The organism is Arthrobacter sp. NtRootA1 (assembly GCF_019976975.1).
GTDB classification, from domain to species: Bacteria; Actinomycetota; Actinomycetes; order Actinomycetales; family Micrococcaceae; genus Arthrobacter; species Arthrobacter aromaticivorans.
In genome coordinates, this window is the sequence record NZ_AP024630.1 from 1,107,312 (window position 1) to 1,129,067 (window position 21,756).

General features: G+C 61.3%; 20 protein-coding genes. 12 read left to right on the forward strand and 8 right to left on the reverse strand.

Going from position 1 to position 21,756, the window contains the following annotated elements; all coding sequences use genetic code 11:
* Positions 1-13: 13 nt before the first annotated feature.
* The 5 genes from LDN90_RS05225 (at position 14) to LDN90_RS05245 (ending at position 6,429) form a co-directional block, all read left to right on the forward strand.
* Positions 14-2,161 carry a beta-galactosidase gene (locus tag LDN90_RS05225; RefSeq protein WP_223948220.1) on the forward strand — a complete coding sequence of 716 codons (2,148 nt, stop codon included), beginning with the start codon at positions 14-16 and terminating at the stop codon, positions 2,159-2,161.
* The gene (locus LDN90_RS05230) at positions 2,152-3,132 is read left to right on the forward strand and encodes an ABC transporter permease subunit (protein ID WP_223948221.1); all 981 of its coding nucleotides are present in this window, start codon (positions 2,152-2,154) and stop codon (positions 3,130-3,132) included. Before LDN90_RS05225 ends, LDN90_RS05230 begins: the two co-directional genes overlap by 10 nt.
* 68 nt (positions 3,133-3,200) lie before the next feature.
* Complete coding sequence (locus LDN90_RS05235) at positions 3,201-4,070, forward strand: carbohydrate ABC transporter permease (RefSeq protein ID WP_223949242.1); 870 nt, start codon at positions 3,201-3,203, stop codon at positions 4,068-4,070.
* Between the two features lie 5 nt (positions 4,071-4,075).
* Positions 4,076-5,725, forward strand: a complete 1,650-nt coding sequence (locus LDN90_RS05240) for an extracellular solute-binding protein (protein WP_346347003.1) — start codon at positions 4,076-4,078, stop codon at positions 5,723-5,725.
* A 5-nt stretch (positions 5,726-5,730) separates the two neighbouring features.
* Complete coding sequence (locus tag LDN90_RS05245) at positions 5,731-6,429, forward strand: YesL family protein (protein ID WP_223948223.1); 699 nt, start codon at positions 5,731-5,733, stop codon at positions 6,427-6,429.
* 47 nt (positions 6,430-6,476) lie between these two features.
* Here LDN90_RS05245 and LDN90_RS05250 read toward each other — a convergent pair whose 3' ends face one another.
* The 6 genes from LDN90_RS05250 to LDN90_RS05275 all read right to left on the reverse strand — a co-directional run bounded on the left by LDN90_RS05250 (position 6,477) and on the right by LDN90_RS05275 (position 13,794).
* A complete protein-coding gene (locus tag LDN90_RS05250) occupies positions 6,477-8,717 on the reverse strand; it encodes an HNH endonuclease signature motif containing protein (protein WP_223948224.1) in 2,241 nt (746 codons plus the stop codon).
* Between the two features lie 75 nt (positions 8,718-8,792).
* Positions 8,793-9,290: a DinB family protein gene (locus tag LDN90_RS05255; RefSeq protein WP_223948225.1), complete on the reverse strand. Its 498-nt coding sequence runs from the start codon at positions 9,288-9,290 to the stop codon at positions 8,793-8,795.
* The gene (locus LDN90_RS05260) at positions 9,287-9,736 is read right to left on the reverse strand and encodes a VOC family protein (protein ID WP_223948226.1); all 450 of its coding nucleotides are present in this window, start codon (positions 9,734-9,736) and stop codon (positions 9,287-9,289) included. Before LDN90_RS05260 ends, LDN90_RS05255 begins: the two co-directional genes overlap by 4 nt.
* Positions 9,737-9,771: 35 nt before the next feature.
* Positions 9,772-10,533: an SDR family oxidoreductase gene (locus tag LDN90_RS05265; RefSeq protein ID WP_223949243.1), complete on the reverse strand. Its 762-nt coding sequence runs from the start codon at positions 10,531-10,533 to the stop codon at positions 9,772-9,774.
* A gap of 380 nt (positions 10,534-10,913) precedes the next feature.
* Positions 10,914-11,387: a GNAT family N-acetyltransferase gene (locus tag LDN90_RS05270; protein ID WP_263426280.1), complete on the reverse strand. Its 474-nt coding sequence runs from the start codon at positions 11,385-11,387 to the stop codon at positions 10,914-10,916.
* A 61-nt stretch (positions 11,388-11,448) separates the two neighbouring features.
* Entirely contained in the window at positions 11,449-13,794 is a 2,346-nt protein-coding gene (locus tag LDN90_RS05275; protein WP_223948228.1) for a glycoside hydrolase family 3 N-terminal domain-containing protein, read from the reverse strand.
* 200 nt (positions 13,795-13,994) lie between these two features.
* On the opposite strand from LDN90_RS05275, the gene LDN90_RS05280 reads away from it, so the two are divergent.
* From LDN90_RS05280 to LDN90_RS05295, 4 genes are read left to right on the forward strand one after another with little or no spacing between them, the layout of a single operon-like run.
* Positions 13,995-15,101 carry a Gfo/Idh/MocA family oxidoreductase gene (locus LDN90_RS05280; protein ID WP_223948229.1) on the forward strand — a complete coding sequence of 369 codons (1,107 nt, stop codon included), beginning with the start codon at positions 13,995-13,997 and terminating at the stop codon, positions 15,099-15,101.
* A gap of 26 nt (positions 15,102-15,127) precedes the next feature.
* Complete coding sequence (locus LDN90_RS05285; protein ID WP_223948230.1) at positions 15,128-16,090, forward strand: PmoA family protein; 963 nt, start codon at positions 15,128-15,130, stop codon at positions 16,088-16,090.
* A gap of 38 nt (positions 16,091-16,128) precedes the next feature.
* Entirely contained in the window at positions 16,129-16,836 is a 708-nt protein-coding gene (locus LDN90_RS05290) for a cupin domain-containing protein (RefSeq protein ID WP_223948231.1), read from the forward strand.
* 24 nt (positions 16,837-16,860) lie between these two features.
* A complete protein-coding gene (locus LDN90_RS05295; protein ID WP_223948232.1) occupies positions 16,861-17,883 on the forward strand; it encodes a LacI family DNA-binding transcriptional regulator in 1,023 nt (340 codons plus the stop codon).
* A gap of 137 nt (positions 17,884-18,020) precedes the next feature.
* Here LDN90_RS05295 and LDN90_RS05300 read toward each other — a convergent pair whose 3' ends face one another.
* The gene (locus LDN90_RS05300; RefSeq protein WP_223948233.1) at positions 18,021-18,434 is read right to left on the reverse strand and encodes a hypothetical protein; all 414 of its coding nucleotides are present in this window, start codon (positions 18,432-18,434) and stop codon (positions 18,021-18,023) included.
* A 270-nt stretch (positions 18,435-18,704) separates the two neighbouring features.
* Here LDN90_RS05300 and LDN90_RS05305 point away from each other — a divergent pair, with 270 nt between their 5' ends.
* From LDN90_RS05305 to LDN90_RS05315, 3 genes are all read left to right on the forward strand, one after another.
* Positions 18,705-19,442 (forward strand): GAF and ANTAR domain-containing protein, encoded by a 738-nt coding sequence (locus tag LDN90_RS05305; protein WP_223948234.1) that lies wholly within the window; start codon positions 18,705-18,707, stop codon positions 19,440-19,442.
* A 71-nt stretch (positions 19,443-19,513) separates the two neighbouring features.
* Entirely contained in the window at positions 19,514-20,887 is a 1,374-nt protein-coding gene (locus LDN90_RS05310; RefSeq protein WP_223948235.1) for an MFS transporter, read from the forward strand.
* A gap of 98 nt (positions 20,888-20,985) precedes the next feature.
* Positions 20,986-21,213 (forward strand): hypothetical protein, encoded by a 228-nt coding sequence (locus LDN90_RS05315; protein ID WP_223948236.1) that lies wholly within the window; start codon positions 20,986-20,988, stop codon positions 21,211-21,213.
* 237 nt (positions 21,214-21,450) lie between these two features.
* On the opposite strand, the gene LDN90_RS05320 is transcribed toward LDN90_RS05315, so the two are convergent.
* Complete coding sequence (locus LDN90_RS05320; RefSeq protein WP_216924700.1) at positions 21,451-21,708, reverse strand: metal-sensitive transcriptional regulator; 258 nt, start codon at positions 21,706-21,708, stop codon at positions 21,451-21,453.
* Between the last annotated feature and the right edge of the window lie 48 nt (positions 21,709-21,756).

Sequence of the window (21,756 nt, forward strand, 5' to 3'; positions counted from 1 at the left end):
GCGAAGGACAAAGATGACCATCGACCCTGAGGACTTACGGGCTGCTGAAAAGCGGCTGCATCAACTGCATCGACAACTGGGCGGCATCGCCTACGGCGGTGATTACAACCCGGAGCAATGGCCGCGCGAGGTCTGGCTTGAGGACGCGAAACTCATGCAGCAGGCCGGGGTGAATCTCGTAACCCTCGCTGTTTTCTCCTGGAGCCGCCTGGAAACCAGCGACGGCGTCTTCGACTTCGAATGGCTGGACGACGTCATGGATCTGATGCACCAGCACGGTATCGGCGTGGATCTCGCGACACCGGATGCCGTTCCGCCAGCGTGGCTCGTGGAGCAGTACCCGGACATCATGCCGGAACGTCCCGACGGAACCACGTTCGGCTTCGGATCCCGCCAACACTTTGACGTCTCCCACCCCGTGTATAGGGAAAAGTCCTTGGCGCTCGCCGAAAAGATGGGGGAGCGCTACGCACAGCATCCTGCGCTGCGCATGTGGCATGTAGGAAACGAATACGGGCCTACCTCGTATGGGCCGTGGGCTGAGAAGGCGTTCCGCCAGTGGCTACGGAGAAAGTACTCATCGCTCGATGAGCTCAACGAGGCATGGAGCACTGCCGTGTGGGGCCAGATCTACACGGACTGGAACCAGATACGCGTTCCCGCGCAGCCCCGCACGTGGTCCAACCCTTCCCGACGGCTGGACTTTCACCGCTTCACCTCGGACAGCATGCTGGAACACTTCAAGGCCGAACGGGACGTCCTCAGGCGCCACAGCCCGGACCTGCCGATTGTCGCCAATTTCATGCGCTTCTACAAGACCAACGACTACTGGGCATGGGCCGCCCAGGAGGATGCCGCAGCTCTGGATATCTACCCGGATCCCCGTGAAGATGATGCACACGTCGCCGCCGCGTTGAACTTTGACCTCATGCGTTCCTTGCGTCACGGACAACCGTGGATGGTCATGGAGCAAGCGACTGGCGCTGTGAGCCAGTGGTCCGTCAACGTCTCCAAGCTTCCAGGCAAGATGCGGCTCGGCTCTTACCAGGCCATCGCGCAGGGTGCCGATTCGATCCTTTTCTTCCAGTGGCGCCAGGCCAAGGGTGGAACCGAGCGTTACCACTCGGCCATGGTGAACCACGCTGGCCCGAACACCCGCATCTTCCGCGAGGTTTGCGAACTCGGCCAGGAACTCAAATCCTTGGGCGGCCTCACGGGCACACGGTCCGCAGCCAAGGTGGCGATTGTGTTCGATTGGGACTGTTGGTGGGCATTGGAGCTGGGCAACTCGCCGCGCTCGGACCTGAACTACACCGAGGAAGTGTTGCGTTTCTACCGCCCGCTGTTCGACGCCAACATCACGGTGGACTTCGTCAATGCCAACAGCGAGCTGTCCGCGTACAGCCTGGTGATCATGCCGGCCTCGTACTTGCTCACGGACGCCGCCGCTGAAAAGTTCGAAAACTACGTGTCCGACGGCGGCCGACTGGTGGTCTCTTACCTCTCCGGCATCGTGGACCGGGACAACACAATCCGCTTGGGTGGCTACCCCGGCGCCCTCCGCAACGTGCTGGGCGCGTGGAGCGAAGAAATGCACCCACTCGCCGGGGACGGTGAACAGGTGAAGCTCTCCACGCTCGACGGCGGTACCTCCTCGGCGAGTTACTGGACAGAGCACTTGCACGCCGAGACGGCGGACGTCTTGGCCAGTTACTCTTCAGGGCGCCTCGCGGGAGCTCCTGCCATCACGCGCAACAGTTTCGGGCAAGGAACCGCGGTTTACATTTCGGCCCGCGTCGAGGACGGGCTGCTCAAACAATTGCTCGACGACGAACTTCGAAGCGCAGGCGTGGAACCGGAACTAGCGGCGCCTACGGGAGTCCAGGTCCGCCGTCGTACTGCCTTGAATCCGGCTGACCTGGGTCATGACGCCGGCGGTTCAGGCACCGGCGGTTCAGGCGACGCCGCCAAAAGTTTCCTCCTGGTGCTCAACCACAACGATGCGCCATCCCGGGTGAACGTGCTCGACGGCGGGATAGACCGCATCAGTGGACAGCCGATTCGCGGAGAAGTGGAACTTCCAGCGAACGGCGTCCTGGTCCTCGAAGAAGTCCCGGTCCTTGAAGAATCGACAGCTAAGGCGGGAAAACCATGGCACTGAGGCTGGACGCTCCACCCGAGGTTGTACCGGGCGCTGAGCCGAGTAAGCAGAAAAAGCGGCGCATCAAGCCTGGGAGCTGGAAGCTAGCGCTCAAACGGGACTGGCGTCTGTACACACTGTTAGCGCTACCACTGGCATACCTCCTCATTTTCAGGTACTTGCCAATGGCCGGGAACGTCATTGCCTTCCGCCAATTTCAGCCTGGCGGCAGCATCTTCGGCGAGAAATGGGTGGGTTTCAAATACATCACCCTCTTCATCAACGACCCCAGCTTCTGGCAGGCCTTCCAGAACACGATCGTTCTGGGCATCCTGACGTTGGTGTTCTGTTTCCCGATGCCCATCATTTTCGCGCTGATGCTCAATGAGCTTCGATCCCAGAAGTTCAAGAAGTTCGTGCAGACTGTGGCTTACCTGCCGCACTTCATGTCGGTGGTGATCATCGCCGGCATGATCCTGCAGAACTTCTCCATGACTGGCACGGTGAACCAGATCGCTGAATCGCTGTTCGGCAACACAATGAACTTCACGCAGGATCCGGGCTGGTTCCGGCCGATGTACATCAGCTCAGAGGTGTGGCAAACGATGGGCTGGGGAGCGATTCTCTACCTGGCCGCGCTCACCCGGGTGGACGAATCACTGTACGAGGCGGCAAGGATCGACGGCGCCAACAGGTGGCAACAGACCTGGCACGTGACGCTGCCCGCCATCCGGCCGACCATCATCACGCTGCTGATCCTGAACATCGGCACTTTCATGGCAGTGGGCTTCGAGAAGATCCTGCTCATCTATAACCCGCTCAACTACGCAACGTCAGACGTTATCTCCACCTACCTGTACCGGGTGGGCCTTGAATCCAGCAACTTCAGCTATGCGGCGGCGATCGGAATGTTTGAATCCGTCATCGGCCTCACGCTGATCCTCTCAGCGAACGCGATATCCAAGCGCCTCGCAGGAACGAGCCTGTGGTGAACAAGACAGCAACCAAGTCCGCTCCTTCTCTGCGTCCTCGCGCTGCCGGCGGTGTCCTCCTGAAAGACATGAGGGTTTCCACTGGAATGCGGATCTTCAGGGCTTTCAACCTGGTGTTCCTGCTGTTCGTAGTGTTCCTAACGGTCTATCCGTTCCTGAACATCATCGCGCAGTCGTTCTCCAGCGAAGGGTTCATCAACGCAGGGCAGGTCAACCTGTTCCCGATGGGCTTCAACACCGAGACGTACAAACTGATCCTGGCCGAGTCCACGTTCTGGACCAACTACGGAAATACCCTGTTGTACACGGTGGTGGCTACCGCGATTTCAATGGTGCTGACCACCTCATTCGCCTACGCCATTGCCAAGAAAGACCTCAAGGGCCGCAGTGTTTTCATTGGACTCGCCGTCTTCACCATGTTCTTCAACGGCGGGTTGATCCCCAACTACGTGCTCATCAGTTCGCTGGGCATGCGGGATTCAATCTGGGCTGTGGTCCTGCCGAATGCCATCAGCGTGTTCAACCTGCTCATCATGAAGTCCTTCTTCGAAAACATGCCGCGTGAGCTGGAAGAAGCGGCGTCCATCGACGGACTCACTCAATACGGCATCCTCTTCCGGGTGGTGCTCCCACTGAGTAAGGCAATCGTGGCCACCATGGTCCTGTTCTACGCGGTCGCAAACTGGAACTCGTGGTTCCAGGCCTTCCTGTACCTGGATAACCCCGACCTCTTTCCGGTCACCATCTACCTCCGCAACATGATCGCTGGAGTCACTACTGCAGGCTCCGCCGGCGGGACCGCGGAAAACGTGGGCCAAATCGCGGCCAACATCCAGTCGGTCACCATCGTGCTGACCGTCATTCCCATCCTTTGTGTCTACCCCTTCGTCCAGAAGTACTTCTTCTCGGGCGTGATGCTCGGTTCCGTCAAGGAATAACCCTTATGAAAGGACATCCAATGATCGCCAAACGAGAGTTCCGCAGAAGAGACTTTCTGGGCCTCGCCTCCGTTGTCACCATCGGGTTGATGATGACCAGCTGCGACTCTGAAGCCGCTGAGAAGGTTGATACGTCCAAGTCCCGCAATGGTGCGATGGATAGCTTCAAGGTAGGTGACACATTCAAGGCGACGACGCCCTTGTCCTTCACCTTCCTGTTCTCCGACCAGCCAACCTATCCGTACAAGAAGGACTGGCTGCTCTTCACCAAGATGGCCAGCGACAACAACGTCACGCTGGAACCAACCATCGTTCCCAACAGTGATTACGAGCAGAAACGCAGCCTTCTCATCAGTTCCGGCAGCGCTCCGGAGATCATCGCCAAGACCTATCCCGGGCAGGAAGCCGCTTTTGTATCTGCCGGGGCTGTGCTGCCAGTTAGCGATTACGTGGAACTCATGCCGCACTTCCAAGAGAAGGTCAAGAAGTGGAAGCTCGAACCAGAGATCGAAGCCCTCACCCAGGAAGACGGCAAGTACTACGTTCTTCCCGGACTGCACGAGGAACTGTGGCCGGATTATTCTCTGTGCTTCCGTAAGGACGTACTGAAGAAGGAAGGCCTGGCTGAGCCCACGACGTGGGATGAGTTCCGTGAAGTGCTGCGGTCGCTCAAGAAGACGTATCCCGACGTCGTGCCTTTCTCAGACAGGTTCAAAGGCGACAGTGTGCTGAACATCGCGGCACCAACCTTTGGCACGGCCGCGGGTTGGGGCCTGGTGGATGGGCTCCTGTTCGATCAGGACAAGAAGGAGTTCGGCTTTGCTGCAGGATCAGAGAAGTTCAAGGACCTCGTGACCTACTTCAACTCCCTGGTTTCTGAAGGACTGATGGATCCTGAGAGCTTCACCCAAACCGACGACTCTGCCATCCAAAAGTTCGTTTCCGGTAAGTCGTTCGTGATCAGTGCCAATTCGCAGAATGTCATTACCTACCGCACCTCCATGGAACAGTCGCTGGGCACGGGGAACTTCGAGATCGGCAAGATCACGGTTCCGGGAGGCCCTGCAGGCGACGTCCTCGGTGGCACACGCTTGGAAAACGGCATCATGCTGAACTCGTCCGTCAAAGACAAGGACAGCTTTGTGGCTCTCATCCAATACATCGACTGGTTGTTCTACAGCGATGCAGGCCAGGAATTCAGCAAGTGGGGCGTTGAGGGAACAACCTTTACCAAGGAAGGCGGCAAACGGAAGCTGGCAGCCGATATCAACTTCCAGGGTCTCAATCCCGCAGGCACCAAGGACCTGCGGGTGGACTACGGATTCTCTGGAGGAAACTTCGCCTACGGCGGCTCGACGGAACTCCTGCACTCCACATTCAACGACGAGGAATTGGCGTTCCAAGAGGCCATGAAATCCAAAAAGCCACGCCCGGTTGCACCGCCTGTGCCCTTCAACGACGTCGATCGTGAGCAGGCCACGCTGGCGCTCACCCCTCTCAAGGACCACGTCAAGCAGAACACTCTCAAGTTCATCACCGGGCAGCGTGCTGTAAGCGAGTTTGGTGCGTACGTCAAAGAGCTCGACAGCAAGGGGCAGAGCAAGTACGTCGAACTCGCAAACAAGGCATACAAGGCCTACGCGGACAAGAAGTAGTCCTGATGGCAGCCACGAAAGCTGAGTTTGGATCCGGGACCTTGTTCAAGGCAGCTGGAACTGTGTACGGCATCATGGTTGGCGATGCTTTGCTGGTTCTCGTCAATGCGCTGCTGGTGCTCACTCCGGTGCTGGTTGGCGTCATTGGGCCGTTGGCGTTGATTTCCCTGATCCTGGCAGGCCCTTCATTCGTGGCTGCCTGTTACGCCTTCAACAGGCTGCTTGCACACGAGGACACCGGAGTTTTCCACGACTTTATGAAGTCGTACCGCAGTAACTTTGGCCAGGCGTTGGTGGTTTGGCTTCCGTACCTCGCGCTCCTTGCGGTCATTGCTTTCAACCTGAGTGTCCTGCCCGGGAACCTGGGATCTGGCCCAGGAACCAGCCCAGTGCAGATCGCTGCCCGGATAGGGTTGTTGGGCGTCGGAGTCTTAGTGGCTACCGCTGCGGTAAATGCTTTGCTCCTGTTGTCCCGGTTCGCCTTCCGTAGCAGCGACATCTATCGGCTCTCCCTTTACACCCTGGGTGCGCAGCGGCGGGTGTCCCTGGGCAGCGCCGGAATCATTTTTATTTCAGGATTCGTGCTGATGGCCACTACTGCTTGGCTGATCCTGTTTGTTGCGGGCTTGCTGGTCTATCTGGTCTGCATGAACTCCCGTCCGCTCCTCAAGTTTGTTGAGGCCAAGTTCGCGACAGCCGAATAGGCAGCATTCGATACCCCCATCATGACCTTTCCCTGTCTGAGGCACTTTTATGTTCTGAGGGGTGTGTGGTGGTGGTTGCGTCGTGGTGTTTGGTGGGGGTCGATGTGTGGGGGTGGGGTGAACCAGGGCACGCCTGTGGTGGTGGTGATGGTCCAGTTTTCTTTGTGGATGAGGTGGTGGTGGTGGCTGCAGAGCAGGGTGCCGTTGTCGGTGGAGGTGGTGCCGCCGTGTGACCAGTAGGTGATGTGGTGGGCTTCGCACCAGGGGGCGGGCATGGTGCAGTCGGGGAAGGCGCAGCCTTGGTCGCGGGCGGTGATGGCTTTGCGGATGTGGGGTGGGAAGATCCGGGTGGTGCGGCCGATGTCCAGGATGCGGGAGTCGGTTCCGAGCAGGACGGGGAGGATGTCGGCGTCGCAGGCGATTTTGCGGATGGTGTTGGGGTGGATCGGGCCGGCGAAGGTGGCGGCGCCGGAGCTGAGCCGGGAGCGGTGCGGGCCAGGTCCGGTCCCTGTGGTCCGGGTGGCGGCCGTGCCGGGCGGCGTGGGGGCTGCACCGGCTGGGGTGGCGGTGCCGGAGCTGGGCCGGGAGTGGTGCGGGCCAGGTCCAGTGGCTGCGTCTGCTGAGCCGGGTGGCGTGGTGGTCGCTGCACCGGCTGGGGTGGCTGCGCTTGGGGCCAGTGCGGTGCGGGTGAGTTGTTGGAAGAGGTCGTGGTGGTTGATGGTGACCATGACTTGGGGACGGAGTCCGCCGTTGGCTGGCAGTTTCCCGGTGGTCATCGCCACGGCGCAGGCTCCGACGAGTCCGTCGAGGAGTTTCTGGGCCCGGGAACGCCGGTCCAGCTCCGGACCCGCTGGATTGTTCCCGCTGTTGTTGTTCCCGCCCCCGTTCCCGTCAGTGCTCTCGTTGCTGTCGCCGTTCCCGTCAGTGCTCTCGTTGCTTTCCCCGGTGGCGTTGCCCTCGCCGGTGGCTGGGTTGTGTGCGGTGGTGAGGCGGGGGTTGGCGGCGGTGTTCATGGCGGTGGTGAGTGTTTCGTATTGTTCGGTGGTGGCGAAGATTTCCAGATGGTGCAGTCCGTGGCGGGGTTTGCGGATGAAGGTGCCTTGGAGTTGGCGGAGGATTTCTTCGCTGGGTTCCGGGCCGTCTTGGTCGATGAGGTCGTTCCAGCGTTTGGTCATTTTCAGGACGAAGTCGGGGTCGGATTCAATGGCCGTGGCGGTGAGGGCGTGTTCCATCCGGGTGAGGGTTTCTTCGTCGGTGAGGAGCCGGACTTTGTCCAGGGCGGCGCTGATGATGCTCGCGGACCGGGTGGGTATTTGCGTGGATTCGAGGGCTTGGGCCAGGATTTCGCGGCGGGCCGGGATGTGTTGGCCGGCGATTCCGGTCCGGGGGAGGACCTCGGAGGCCAGGGCGAGCCGGCGCCGGGCTTCGCTGATGCCGATCCGCAGGCGGGCCCGCAGGAACTGCGCGGCGTCCCGGTAACCATCATCGGCCACCGCGGCAGCGTCCGCCGCAGCAACACCACCGAACCCAGCAGGAGTGGATCCACCGGCAGCATCGAAACCTGCAGCCGTGGCGAAACCTCCAGCAGCATCGAAACCAGCAGCAGCGGATCCACCGACAGCAGCAGACCCTGCAGCCGTGGCGGGGGCGGTGGCGGGGTTTGGTCCTGGTGCCGGGGCCGCAGGGTCTGTGGTTCCGCAGTCTGTGGTTGCGGGGTCGGTCCAGCCTGTCTGCCATCCCGTGCCCGCCGCGGAGGAGGGCCGTGCCTGCTGGGCTTGGGTACGGGTCCGTTCCACGGCGTGCGCCGCGATGACCTGCAGGTATTCCACGGTGCGGGAGATCTCCTCCACCCGCCCGGCGAACCCCGCAGCTTCGGCAAACCCGAACGACAGGGCACCGGCAACGGTGCAGGAACGCAGGCCTTCCAACGCCTCAACACTGTCAGCCAGCGCTCCCTCAATTCCCCGCGCACCCTCAAGTCCCAGAGAACCATCAATTCCCCGCGCACCCTCAATTCCCCGCGCGTCCTCAAGCCCGTGGGAAACGCCGAGTCCGGGGAAAGCGTCACGGTCCGTTTCATCGGGCTCGGGGACGGGCAGTGGTTTGATGCCGCGAAGCAGCGCCATGGCCCGTGGGCTGTCCGAACCGGTGACTGCCGCCGTCGGGCTTTCAAAGCCGTCCTGCCCGTGGGCAGCACCGGAGTGGCTTCCGAGGGGAACGCGTCGGGGGCGCAACGTGGCGCCAGTCACTGCTGCCCGCCGCGCCAGAATCTCCCCAATGCTTCCCATGAATAAACCCTCTCACCAGGGTCTGACATTATTAGCTCCCTCTCATTGGGGACCAGGAAACGCGGGAAATAGCGGCTATCTGCTGGTGACTTGCTCCCGCAGAATGTCCGCGTGGCCGCAGTGCTGTGCGAGCTCGCGCAGCATGTGCAGATACACCCAGCGGAGGGGGAGCGGGCCACGTCGATTTCCGAGCACGAGCTCGTCCAGCCCTAAAGCCGAAGCAGCCAGGCGCGAAGCCTCGTACGCTTCGCGATGTGCCTGCTGAATACTTGCGATCGTGTCGGTGTCCTCGAGAATAAACGACTCGTCAGGCGTGGCGGGGATGCCGATCTCGCTCCGGGACCGGCATGAGATGGCCTCATCGAACCACACCTTTTCCACGAACGTGGCGTGCTTCAGCAACCCTAAAAGCGTTGTTCGCGACGGGACCAACGAGCGCCGTGCTTGCTCTTCCGTTAACCCGTCCAGCGACTCGTAAAGTGCACGACGGTGCTCGTCAAGGAATGCATCGAACTGGGACCGGACGTCGTGGTTGATGACATCTTCAGCGAAGGTGGGCGGGAAGACACTCATCCGAAAACCACCGTGCCGTCGTCGTCGATTCTCCAGCCCGGGTTGTGCGCGATCTCCCAGACGATGCCGTTCGGATCCTTGACATGGCCGTGGAATATGCCCCCGAAAGCACTAGCCTGGGCGGGCTTCACCACGGTTGCCCCGGCAGATACCAGTTTGTCGATGGTGCTGGACACTTCGGCCGCACTATCGACGTTATGCGAAAGCGTCACGCCGCTGACGCTGCTCGTCGAAACTGTGCTGCTGGTCGAAATATCGCTGTTGAGGTCTTGGTTGAACTTTTCAGCATCGAACAGACCAAGCATCAAGCCCGGACCGACTTGGAAGAAGATGATCTCCCCGGGAACGTCCATCAGCGGATCCCAACCGAGCCCGTCCTTGTAGAACGAACGGGCTCGATCGAGATCTGCGGTGGCAAATGTGATGAAATGCAGTCGCTGGTCCATACGGACATGCTAGCGACAGGGTACGACGTCGGGCCTTAGCTAAGGTGCTGGCGGGCTCCGTTGAGGTGGGAAGCCGGGGTCGAGAAGAGCGCAGAGACGTGGTCGCCAAGCTCGTTGACGTGGGTGTAGCCCGGGAACTTGCGGTGCGGAGCCGCTACCTTCATGGCGTCGTCCAGCAGCGCCTTAACCACGAACACAACTGCGGCCGATGTCTGTTCCTTGGGCTCAGTCTTGTGGCCGGACTGGGCTGCCTCGAAGCCATCTGCGACACCAAGGACCCAAGCCTCGGAAGCTGCCTTAATTGCAGCGTAGCTGGCGCCGGATGCTGTGGGCTTGGCGGCAGCGACAGCCGAGACGATGGCCAAGCGCCCACGCGGCGATGCTTCCAAGTCAGAGTAGAACGCGCGCGAAGTGTTCCGGAGCGTCGTCATGATGCTGGTGTGCAGGACGTCCCAGTCCTCGTCCTTCTGGCCAACGATTCCTTCGCCGCCACGCCATCCGCCCACAAGGTGGATAAGACCATCCACAGATCCAAACTCGCTCCTGACGGAATCTGCCAGGGCTTCGACCGATGCCGGGTCCGAAAGGTTGCAGGTGTACGGCACCACACCGTCGTGGGAGGCAGCGAGTGCTTCAAGGCGGGCAGCGTCAAGATCGACGGCGGCTACACGGGCTCCCGCGGCAACCAGCGAGGCGACCACCGCTTGCCCCGCGGCACTGGTGGAACCCGCAACGACGACGTTGAGGGGCTGAGTGGATTCGGTGCCGGATGCCACGTCGGTGTGGTCATTCTTGATTGGCAATGTGTGTCCTTCCAAAGGGAAAAGCTGGTCAGGAAGGAGCCTATCGAGTGATACAGGTTGGCTTATCAATAAACGGGTTGAGCGTAAGAATCTCGCATGCTCACGCGCCGCTGACTCAACCTAAGCCCACGGACGAGGTGGGCCTGGAAGTGGGAGGATGAACCTGTGGAACCCCTCTTCGACTTCCTTGGCAGTTACTCGTTGCTGCGCTCGAAGGCAGAATCGCTGGAATGCTCGGCGCGCGACAAGATCCTGACACAGACGCACGGATCGCTTGATGCTCAGGGTGTGGCTTCCCGACCTTCTTTGAATCCAAGAGGGCCACTGTGCAACCCAAATAGGCTGCAGAAGGACTGAGCTGGGCTCAAACAAGGTCAGGAAGCCACGGCGTTCAGCTCAATCCCCATCACTGTCCGAACGATCGAGCCGCCGAGGTCGTCTTCTAAATGGGTCATCCCGATGTGTTCGGCCACTCGCCGCGAGGCGATGTTGTCGGGATGGATGATGGCCACTAGACGTTCCACCCGAGCCTCGTCCCGTGCAAAATCAACGCAGGCTTGGGCAGCTTCCTTGGCGTAGCCTCGTCCCTGGAGTTCCGATCGAACGTGGTAGCCGACTTCCAGCTCGCGGCGCCCATTTACTGTTTGCCAGGTCAACCCGCAGTCGCCCACGAAACCGCCGTCGTGCGTTTCCAGAATCCACAGCCCGTACCCGTCGCGGGTGTAGTTGGCTTCGTTCCACGCGATCCAAGCCGCAGCTTCTTCCCGTGACTTCGGAGTGGGGTAGTACGCCATGACGTGAGGATCGCCGAGCATGTCGGCCATAGCGTCAAGATCAGTCGGCGTCATCTCTCGGAACCGGAGTCTGGCCGTGGAAAGTGGGAGCACATTCACAGCCTACAGACGGCAATTAGGCCAATACCCGCACCTCCACCGGCGTCAGCATCTCCCGTTCAAACCCAACAACGCGCCGCGGCCCATGCAGGATCACCTCATGGGTTTGGACATCACAGGTACTGGACGTGGAGATATGCAGCTTTACTAAGCCAGGCGTCACCACACGGGCAAGGTCCAGCCCAGTGAAGGATGTCCGGTCGGCGTGGACAAGAAAATCCACGACGCCGGACGCGCCGGCTTCCAGCTCTACCCGGGCGTAACCGATGAGCTCGCGGACGGGACGAACAACCTCGCCCACCGGGTCCTCCAAGTACAGCTGCACTACCTCGGCGCCAGCGCGGGCACCGGTATTCGTCACCGTACAACTGATGGTGACCGATTCCGCCGTCGTTATCGCGGGAGCGCTGCACTGGTGGTTTGAGAGCTCGAAGCTCGTATAGGACAAACCGTGCCCGAAGCCGAACAGCGGAGATGGGTCCAGCGCACTGACTTCGGTAGGTCCGGACAACCGAGAGTGAAAGTAGGTTCCTGGTTGCCCGCCGGGGGAGCAGGGTACAGAAACGGGAAGCTTTCCGGAGGGATTGACGACGCCGGTCAGCACGTCCCAGATTGCCTCGCCGCCCTCTTCGCCTGGGAAGAAGCCTTGCACCATCGCATCGGCGCGTTCCACGAAGTCGCCAAGTGCATACGGCCGGCCACTGAGTACCACCACCACGGAACGAGTCCCGGATTCGGCGCAGGCGCTGAGGACCCGATCCAGCATGTGGTGCTGGTCCCCGGGGAGGCGGAGATCGGCGGCGTCGTTTCCTTCACCTGACGTGCCCCGGCCGAATAGCCCGGCGTTGTCGCCAACCACCACGACGCAGGTATCAACGGAGGCGGCGACCTCGCAGGCTGCGGAAATCTCAGCCTCAGTGGCTGACTCACAATTCCCTGTCACGGAACTCACCACGGAGTGGAAGCGCGAGGAAGCGACACCAGCAACTGTAGGCACGGAAATGCCCATCGGTACGTCCGGATGGGAAGCCCCCACGTGGGCATCAAAGGAGTAGCAGCCCAGCATGGCAAAGGGGTCGTCAGCCAACGGTCCAACAATGCCGAGCGTTTCCGAACCGGAAAGTGGCAAGGCCGGCGAACCCGCAAATGGTCGGTTGCTCAGCAGCACCAGCGACTGTGCAGCGAGTTCACGGGCCAACGCCCGGTCCTCGGCAGGATCCAGTTCAATTGCGCCGGAAAGGGCAGTGGGCGCTGCCGAGAAGTCCGGCGACAAAAGACCCAGCTCGGCCTTCTGGGTAAGAACTCGTCGAAGCGCCAAGTCAACAACCGATTCGTCCACGGCACCCTCGCGAACGCGTGCGGCCAGCGGCTCGCCAAAGCAATTGACGGTGGGAAGTTCAACGTCGACGCCGGCCCGCAGCGCCAGCGCCGCGGCGTCACCGGAATCGGCCGCCACACCGTGCGTGACGTCAAGGAACGCGATCCCAAAGTAGTCGGCCACCACCGTGCCGGCAAAACCCCACTCCTCACGCAGCAGCCCAGTGAGGAGGGCGTGGTTTGCGGCGGCAGGTACGCCGTCGACGTCGGTATATGCGTGCATCACCGAACGGGCCCCGCCGTGGCGGATCGCCATTTCAAACGGCGGCAGCATAACGTCGGCGAGTTCGCGCGGGCCCATCGAGACGGGGGCGTGGTTGCGGCCTGCCTGCGACGCCGAGTAGCCCACGAAGTGCTTGAGTGTGGCCACAATACCGGTGGATTCGAGCCCCTGGACGTAACTGGTCGCGATCGTGCCCACCAGGTAGGGGTCCTCGCCGATGGTCTCCTCAACGCGGCCCCACCGGAAATCGCGGACGACGTCGAGCACGGGTGCAAGGCCTTGATGGATGCCCAGGCTTCGCATCGATGAGCCAATCCTGACTGCCATTTCACGGACCAAAGTTGGGTTGAACGTGGCACCCCACGCCAGTGGGACCGGGAAAGCTGTTGCCTTCCACGCAGCCAAACCGGCCAGGCATTCCTCATGCACCTGCGCAGGGATGCCGAATCGGGAGGCTGACATGATCTGTTCCTGTGCGGCGGCAAGTCGCCGGGCGCCTTCGGATGGGTCCACTGGAACGGTGCCGTACATGCGCGTGATCTGGCCCAGCCCGTGGGAGATGACATCGTCCCAGGAACGCGTATCGCCTGCCATCTGGCTCTGCAGGGGTGCCACGGAATCGCCGTCGCTGGATGCGTTGACCCAAACGCCTACCAGTTGGGCGAGCTTTTCTTCCAAGGTCATTTCGCTGATGAGGTGTTCCACGACGTCCGGACCGGGGACGCGGGCAAGTGCTTGCTGTTCAGCGGCGCCGCTGCTCACAGGCTTCTCCTTGGGTTGATTGGCGATTTTTAGAAACTATCAGAAACTTCTGATTAGTTTCTAGGGTGGAAATGTGTTGATTTACGAGCAGATTCTTCATAGCGTTGACGAAGTGCGGTGCGCAAGCGGGTAGTTTGCACCACAACAGATCAGAAACTTTCGGACATTATCCAAGCCAAAAACTATGGGAGAACCCTCATATGCAGACGTACAGAGTGGCCATCGTGGGAACGGGTGGGATCGCGGCTGTGCACGCATCCAACCTGGCCCGCACCGATAACAGGGCAGAGCTGGTGGCTGCATGCGACGTCGACGACGCGCGGCTGCAGGCTTTTGCCAATGAACATGGAATCGCTGGCCGATACCAAAGCCTCACGGACCTGCTCGCCGAAGCCAAACCGGACATCGTGCACCTTTGCACTCCGCCGATGATGCACATCGATCAAGCCATCGAATGCCTCGAAGCAGGTGTGCATGTCCTGTCCGAGAAGCCGCCAGCCCTCAGCCTTGCGGACTTCGACCGCCTCAACAACGCCGAAGCCCAAGGCGGCGCGCAGTTCTCCTGCGTATTCCAACACCGCTTTGGTGATGCCTCGGCCGCAGCACGTGCCTTGATCGGCGGAAACGCCTTCGGACGTCCGCTCGTTGCCCGCTGCGATACCCTCTGGTACCGGCCGGATGAGTATTTCGACCTGCCATGGCGCGGCACCTGGAAGGCCGAAGGCGGCGGTCCGACCATGGGCCACGGCATCCATCAGTTCGATCTCCTCCTGCACCTGCTTGGCCCGTGGGAAGAAGTCACCGCCATGGCCTCGCGCCAGGCCCGGGCAACGTCCACCGAGGACCTCTCGGCTGCCTTGGTTCGCTTCGAAAATGGCGCTGCTGCAACGGTCATCAACTCCCTGCTCTCGCCCCGGGAAACCTCGGATATCCGCGTCGACTGCGAGTTCGCCACCATCGAGCTCAGTCACCTGTACGGCTACGGCACCAAGGACTGGACCATCACTGCGGCACCCGGCCATGAGGACCAAGTGACGGCTGCTTGGACTGCCGAACCTTTGGAACGAGGCAGCGGCCACTCGGCACAATTCCTGGCCATGTATGACGCGCTCGACGCCGGACTCCCGCTTCCAGCGGGCGCGGACTCAGCGAGGCAGACACTTGAGTTCGCTGCCGCAATTTACGCCTCCGCGTTCACCGGAAAGCCGGTGCGGCGCGGGGAGATCGTTCCCGGCCACGCTTTCTACGCAGGCATGGATGGAGAGGGCCGCGGCAGCCGCGTCCTGGCCTCCACGGCCCGCTCCTGAACCCGCACCGAATCAACGGAGAACCCATGACCACCTCAGCCCAGACCGCCCAGACCGCCACCCTCAGTTATGCCGACGACGGCCGTTCCCTGACATTCACGGCAGCCGGCCAGGACATTGCGAGCTATACATACCGTCCCACTGACGATCAATATGAAAGCCCGCGTCCCTACTTCCATCCCCTCACCACTTTGGACGGCGATGAGGTCACCATCTCCCGTCCGTGGGACCACGTCTGGCACAAGGGACTCTCTTGGGCGTTGCCGAATGTGGGCGAGCACAACTTCTGGGGTGGTGCGACTTACACCCGCGAGACCGGCTACGCGAACCTGGACAACAACGGGGCCATGAACCATGAAGCCTTCAGTTACATCGAGGAATCGGCGTCTACGATTACCGCCGCTGAGGATTTGCTCTGGACTTCACAGCCAACAGAACCGGGCCAACAAGGCACGCCACTCATCCGGGAGCAGCGCCGCTTCGCCATCCAATTGCTGCCATCCGGAAACTCGTGGGCGCTCCTATTCGAAACGGAGATGACCAATGTCTCCGGTGCCGAGATTGGTATCGGAAGCCCCACCACGGAAGGCAGGGACAACGCAGGGTACGGCGGTCTGTTCTGGCGCGGTCCGAGGTCCTTCGCAGGCGGGGAGTTCCGCTCTGAAGCCGGCACCGGAGCCGACGAGTTCATGGGCACGCGATCACCATGGATCGCGTTCACCGGCCAACACGACGTCACCTGCCGGAAGTCAACCGTCATGTTCGTGGAGGACCAATCCAACGCGGGTGCGCCCAACCAATGGTTCGCCCGCTCATCGATGTTCGCTTGCCTGGGTTCGGCTCCGTTCTTCAGCGAAGTAGTCCCGCTAAAGGTCGGCGAACCGCTCAAGTACAGGTACGCCGTCGTGATCTCCGACGGCGATATCGATGCAGACTCGGCCAGTGCGCTCGCCGGCGCAGCTCGCGACGCACTGGATGGTTGGGCCTAGTGTGCACGTCATTTCCCGGCGCGACTGCAGTGTCAGAAGTGAGCATCTACAACTGGCCAAGTCAGGACGGCATGGCCGGCGGATCCCCTCACGTGCACACGGCGTCGACGGAGGCATACGTAATCGTGGAAGGAACCGGCCGTCTGGAAACCCTGGATTCGCGCGGCTTCACTGTTACGCCGCTGACGCCAGGCGTGGTGGTCTGGTTCACGCCCGGAACTGTGCACCGTGCCATCAACGATTCCGGGAACCTCAGAGTGCTCATTGTCATGCAGAATGCCGGGTTGCCTGAGAGCGGCGATGCGGTGATGACGTTCCCGCCAGAGCATTTAGTGGACGTCGACGCGTACTCGCGCGCCGCTTCGCTTCCGTCAAGGGACGCTGACGGCGGTGATGCGGCTGCCGAGGCGGCTGCGCGTCGTCGTCGTGACCTGGCTTTGGAGGGCTATCTGGAGTTGAAGCATGGTGTCATCACATCCGGAGTTTCCGCACTGGCCGGGTTTCATGCCGCGGCTGTTCGATTGGTGAGTGGCAGGGCCGGAACGTGGCGCGGCTATGTGGACGATGGAGCGGCGCGTCAGGCCGGGCTTACCAAGGACAATCTGGACTCTATCGAGTCCATGGAAAGTTTCTACTTGCAAGACTCGAGGACTACGATAGGCGAACGGAAAACCCGCAGGATTTACGGCATGTGCGGCCGAATCCAAGCCTGGGAACTTTCCGAAACTATTGCTGCGGGGAGGTGATCCCGGCCGAAAGGGGTGCGTTCCATGGTGACCAAGCAGGACTCTGGGCGGGCGACGATCGGCGAGATCGCCCGGGAAGCCGGAGTGTCCGTACCCACGGTTTCCAAAGTCCTGAACGGGCATGCCCATGTCGCCGCGGCAACGCGCGCCCGGGTGGAAGAAATCATCGCCAAGCGGGACTACGCCCGTCGCCCGGCCAAAAGGAGCAAGAAGGCCGGTCTGGTGGATCTTGTGTTCCCAGGCATGGCTTCGGAATGGGCGTGCGAAATCATTGAGGGCGTTGAGCGCGTTGCCCAGGAAGCCGGATATGGCACTGTGGTCAGCAGCCTGTCCCTGGACGGATCACGGATTCGGCCGTGGCTGGCGAACCTCGCCGAGCGGAAGTCCGACGGCGTGATACTGGCGGTTTACGAACTGGACTCGAAGCAGATCCAGCGCATCAAGGCGCTCGGAATCCCTGTGATCCTGATTGATCCCGTAGGCCAGCCAGGCCCGGACCTCACGACTGTTGGTGCTGCAAACTGGGACGGTGCCTTCTCGGCAACCCAGCACCTCTTGAAACTCGGCCACAAGCGTATTGGCATGATCGGCGGCCGCGAGGACCTTCAGTGCAGCGGAGCCCGCGAGGACGGCTATTTGGCTGCGCTCCGCCGGGCCGGTGTCGACGCGGATTCTTCGTTGATGGTGCCCGGTGATTTCTCCACGGAATCCGGCGCCCGGGGAACTGAGACTCTCCTGGCCCTGGATAACCGGCCCACAGCCATCTTCACCGGCAACGACGCCCAAGCCCTCGGTGCCTACCGTGCCGCTCGTTCTGCCGGGCTGCGGATCCCGGAAGATCTCTCGATCATCGGCTTCGACGATATCCCTGCAGCTGAATGGATCGAACCCGGCCTAACCACGGTCCGTCAGCCCGTGGTGCAGATGGCTGAGACGGCTATGCGGGCGCTACTTCGGCATCTTGAAGGCGACGAGGAGTTGCCGCAGCGGATCGAGCTCGGAACGGAGCTTGTAGTGCGGGGTTCCACTGCGTCCCCTGCAACCTAAGCGCAGGGCTGTGGCTTCCAGACCTTCTTTGAATCCAAGTCGGCCGTTTTGCAACCCAAATAGGCTACAGAAGGGCTGAACTCGGCCCAAACAAGGTCAGGAAGCCACAGGGGCTAGGCCAATGAGCGCACCCCTGATTAGCCTCGACCCATGCTCGTCGACGGGTCCTGGTCACCTTCGGAGGGGTCTGCCCTGAGTTCGTCCGGGGTGCCATCCGGCAGACCAGCGGGTCCGGGGACGTCGCCCGTGGAGGCCGGAAGGTCGTCGTCGGTTTCCATGCCTTGGCCAGCACCGGCGTCGAGTCCTGGCTCGTTGTGGTGTTCGCCGGCGTCGCTCGCAGTCGCATTGTGACGCGGGGTTGTCTGAGCAGCCTTGTCAGGCGATTCGGAGTCCATCGCGTTGGAACCTTCGCTGATGGAGGAGTGGACCTGGATGTCGTCATCCTTCTCGTTCGGCTCCGGAACCTGCCCTTTGTCAACGGGGTCAGACGTGCTAGCCAGGTCTTCCATCGCGTTTTCGGCGGCTTTGCGGATGCTGTCTTCAACGCCCATCAGATGTTCTCCTTTGCACGAATCGTCCGGTGTCCGGACTCGGATAATAAAGTAAGCCTACTTACTTTCTGTTCGATGTGACACCCTGCCCGGATTGACAAACCGGGTCCGATTTGGTTCATGAATCTGCTGGTTAACGCATGTCGTGCCGCACTTTGTACCGTTGATCGTTGAACGATATGGTGTCTTCAGACCGTTTTGCAGAGGGCGGCGATATTCGCTCCTTTGCTGTCTGCTGGGGACGCTTTTCAGTCAGTAGGAACGTGCCACATGGTCAACCCCCGCCCCGAGCAGGAAGCTCTCCAGAATGGATATTTTCTGGACCTCGTCCTGGGTAGCGAAGACGTCGAGGCTTTTCTCGGCGATCTGGCTTCTTTCTCGGCAGAGAGCCTCTCACACCGCAACACCGCTGTTTATTGCGGCATCACAGTCCTTCGGCGCAAGAAGTCAGCCACCGCCGCAAGCAGTGATGACCGGGCCCGCGTCATGGACGAACTCCAAAACGCCTTCGAAGGGCCTTGTCTCACGGCCATGGACAAGCTGACCTCCGTGCTGGTCCCGGACCTTCTTCGCGAACACCGTTGGCCCGAATATGTGCAGGCCGCCTCCCATCAGGGGCTTCGGTCCATCCTGAGCGTGCCGCTGCTGGTCGAGGGCGATACCCGAGCTGCCCTGAACCTCTACTCAGAGCGGACCCATGCATTCAGCGACGATGACGTGGAACGCGCCGAGGTATTCGCATCGCACGCCGCCAAGTCGCTACGCCTCGCGCTGAAGATCGCGCAACTCAGCGATGCCCGGAATGACCTTGCCGCTGCTATGCAATCACGCACGGTAATCGACCTGGCGGTGGGTGCGATCATGGCGCAGAACCACTGTAGCCAGGAAGAAGCGTTCACCATTCTGAGGACTGCCTCCAGCAATCGGAACATCAAGCTGCGGCATTTGGCCCAGTCGATCATCGCCGCAGTGTCCTCCGGGAAGGTTACGACGCACTTCGAGGAGTAGGGCCCGCCTGGAATGTCCGCCCCGCGAACGCGTTTCGTAACCCGAAGCAACTATGGAGCAGACTTGGGTGGGTGACGACGAATAGACCCCGGCCCGGCCTCGCGATCGCTGCGCTGAGCCTCGGGACGGCGCTGAACCCGCTGAACTCGTCCATGATTGCGGTGGCGTTGGTGGTCCTGCGGGAGGATTTCGCGCTCGACGTCGCCACCGTCACCTGGGTGATCACGTCGTTTTACCTCGCCTCCGCGGCCGGACAGCCGCTCATGGGCAGGCTCGCTGACCGCTTCGGCCCTCGCCGGTTGTTCACGTTCGGCATGGCCCTGGTGGCGGTCACCTGCGCGATCGCACCGTTCCTTCCCAGCTTCGCCCTGGTGTGTGTGGCCCGCGCGCTGATGGCTGTGGGGACTGCGACCGCATATCCCTCGGCCGTCGTGATGGTCACCCAGCTGAGCAAGCTCGCCAATTTGCCGTCGACGAGGCCGCTGGGCAGGATCCAGATGGCAAACACGTCGGCCGCTGCCGTGGGTCCGGTGGTGGGCGGTTTGTTGGTGAGCCTGGTCGGCTGGCAGGCCTTGTTCGCGATCAACGTGCCAATCGCGCTGGTTGCACTCGTTGTGGTGCACAAGGCTGCGCCAGCTGACTCCGGCCGCGAAACGGGCAAGCTATCGGCGCTGATCCGCGACTCCGACATCCCCGGCATCCTCGCATTTGTTACGTCGCTCATGCTCGCGATGATGGCGCTGCTCAACGTGATGCCGGCCTACCGCTGGTGGCTCCTGGGCGCTGCGACATTGATCGGCGCACTTTTTGCCTGGCGCGAGCTGCGCTTCCGGCCTCCGTTCCTGGACCTCCGCCTGCTGGGCAGGAACCGGCCGCTGCTGCTGGTGTATTTGCTGTTCATCGTTTTCAGCGGCGTCTACTACTTTGCCTTCTTCGGACTGCCGCAGTTGCTGCAGGAGGCAGGTCATTACGACGCCGGTGTGGTGGGCCTGCTCATGCTGCCCCTTGCGGCGTTGTCGGTTGTGGTGACGCCACTGACGGTGCGGCTGATGGAGCGTTTCGGCGTGCGTTCCGTCCTGATCACAGGCGTGCTGGTTCTGACTGTTGCCGCAGCGGGTCTTGGTGCGCTCACGTTGTCGCTGTGGGCGCCGTTGGTGTTCGTGCTTACTGCAATGATGGGCATACCCTACGGAATGGTGAGCACGGCCTCGAACCAAGGGCTCTACGTTTCGGCCCGCCCGGAAGAACGAGGTGTAGCTGCCGGAATCTTCCAGACGTGCCGCTACCTCGGAGCGATCACTGCCACTGTGCTGATTGGCGTTCTATATGGCTCGGGCGTGAACCAAGCGAACTGGGGACTCATGGTCCTGGTGATGCTGGGCCTGAACGTGCTGGTGTTGGTGCTCGCCGTGATGTGGCGGAAGCCCACTGCGGACACGCGATAAAACAACCGACGCAAAGAATTGGGCCTTCCGCGACACGTTCCGGCATTCACTCGTACTCACCACTGCAATAGTTACGCCCCGGATTGCAGGAGAAGTAAATGCTTGGACTCGAAAATACCCCGGAAATTCTTAGTGGCTCGCCCATGCCGGAACTGTGGCTGCTGCTGGTCACCATTGCCATTCTTGTGACTTTGGTGGCTCTCGCCGCCGTGGTGGCTTCCCGCTTGGCGTTGCCGCTCTCTGCCCTGTTACAACGACGACGGCGTGGGAGGGGGCCGCGGCATCGCAGCTCCCGCAAGCGGGAGTTGTCCCAGGGGAGGCACTAGGTCAACACCCCTTGCTTAATGCGTGGACGGTCCGGTTTCATGCGCTCGATGAACGCGATGGTTTCTGCTGCCCCCTGGACCGCCCCGTGCCAGCTCGGCGAGGGGGATCTGATCTTCGACGTGCACCGAAGGATCCGACACCGCTCTGCGCCATCCATGAACCCGGCTACATCGTCGTGCTCTCGCGGTCGGCGAGGGCCCGCTGGTGACGGTAAAGCGTTGCCCTGGCGGGGGTGGTCAGGCCAGGGATAGGAAGAGCTTTTCCAGTTCTTTCTTGTCCATGGTCGCGTCCTGCTGGACGATGCATTGCTCAAGCCCGGTGGCGATAACTGCAAACCCTGCCCGGTCGAGTGCCTTGGATACGGCGGCGAGCTGGGTGACGACGTCTTTGCAGTCCCGGCCTTCTTCGAGCATGCGGGTCACGGCGGCGAGCTGCCCCTGTGCGCGCTTGAGTCGGTTGATGACGGGGGTCAGTTCTGAGGGATTGAGTTGCATGGGTCTCTCCAAGGAGGGGACGTCTGAAGCTTTCACTCCAGCCTATAC

Coding starts and splice junctions, on each gene's coding strand:
- LDN90_RS05225 (WP_223948220.1), top strand. CDS start 14: ATGACCATCGACCCTGAGGACTTACGGGCTGCTGAAAAGCGGCTGCAT.
- LDN90_RS05230 (WP_223948221.1), top strand. CDS start 2,152: ATGGCACTGAGGCTGGACGCTCCACCCGAGGTTGTACCGGGCGCTGAG.
- LDN90_RS05235 (WP_223949242.1), top strand. CDS start 3,201: ATGAGGGTTTCCACTGGAATGCGGATCTTCAGGGCTTTCAACCTGGTG.
- LDN90_RS05240 (WP_346347003.1), top strand. CDS start 4,076: ATGAAAGGACATCCAATGATCGCCAAACGAGAGTTCCGCAGAAGAGAC.
- LDN90_RS05245 (WP_223948223.1), top strand. CDS start 5,731: ATGGCAGCCACGAAAGCTGAGTTTGGATCCGGGACCTTGTTCAAGGCA.
- LDN90_RS05250 (WP_223948224.1), bottom strand. CDS start 8,717: ATGGGAAGCATTGGGGAGATTCTGGCGCGGCGGGCAGCAGTGACTGGC.
- LDN90_RS05255 (WP_223948225.1), bottom strand. CDS start 9,290: ATGAGTGTCTTCCCGCCCACCTTCGCTGAAGATGTCATCAACCACGAC.
- LDN90_RS05260 (WP_223948226.1), bottom strand. CDS start 9,736: ATGGACCAGCGACTGCATTTCATCACATTTGCCACCGCAGATCTCGAT.
- LDN90_RS05270 (WP_263426280.1), bottom strand. CDS start 11,387: ATGACGCCGACTGATCTTGACGCTATGGCCGACATGCTCGGCGATCCT.
- LDN90_RS05280 (WP_223948229.1), top strand. CDS start 13,995: ATGCAGACGTACAGAGTGGCCATCGTGGGAACGGGTGGGATCGCGGCT.
- LDN90_RS05285 (WP_223948230.1), top strand. CDS start 15,128: ATGACCACCTCAGCCCAGACCGCCCAGACCGCCACCCTCAGTTATGCC.
- LDN90_RS05295 (WP_223948232.1), top strand. CDS start 16,861: ATGGTGACCAAGCAGGACTCTGGGCGGGCGACGATCGGCGAGATCGCC.
- LDN90_RS05300 (WP_223948233.1), bottom strand. CDS start 18,434: ATGGGCGTTGAAGACAGCATCCGCAAAGCCGCCGAAAACGCGATGGAA.
- LDN90_RS05305 (WP_223948234.1), top strand. CDS start 18,705: ATGGTCAACCCCCGCCCCGAGCAGGAAGCTCTCCAGAATGGATATTTT.
- LDN90_RS05315 (WP_223948236.1), top strand. CDS start 20,986: ATGCTTGGACTCGAAAATACCCCGGAAATTCTTAGTGGCTCGCCCATG.
- LDN90_RS05320 (WP_216924700.1), bottom strand. CDS start 21,708: ATGCAACTCAATCCCTCAGAACTGACCCCCGTCATCAACCGACTCAAG.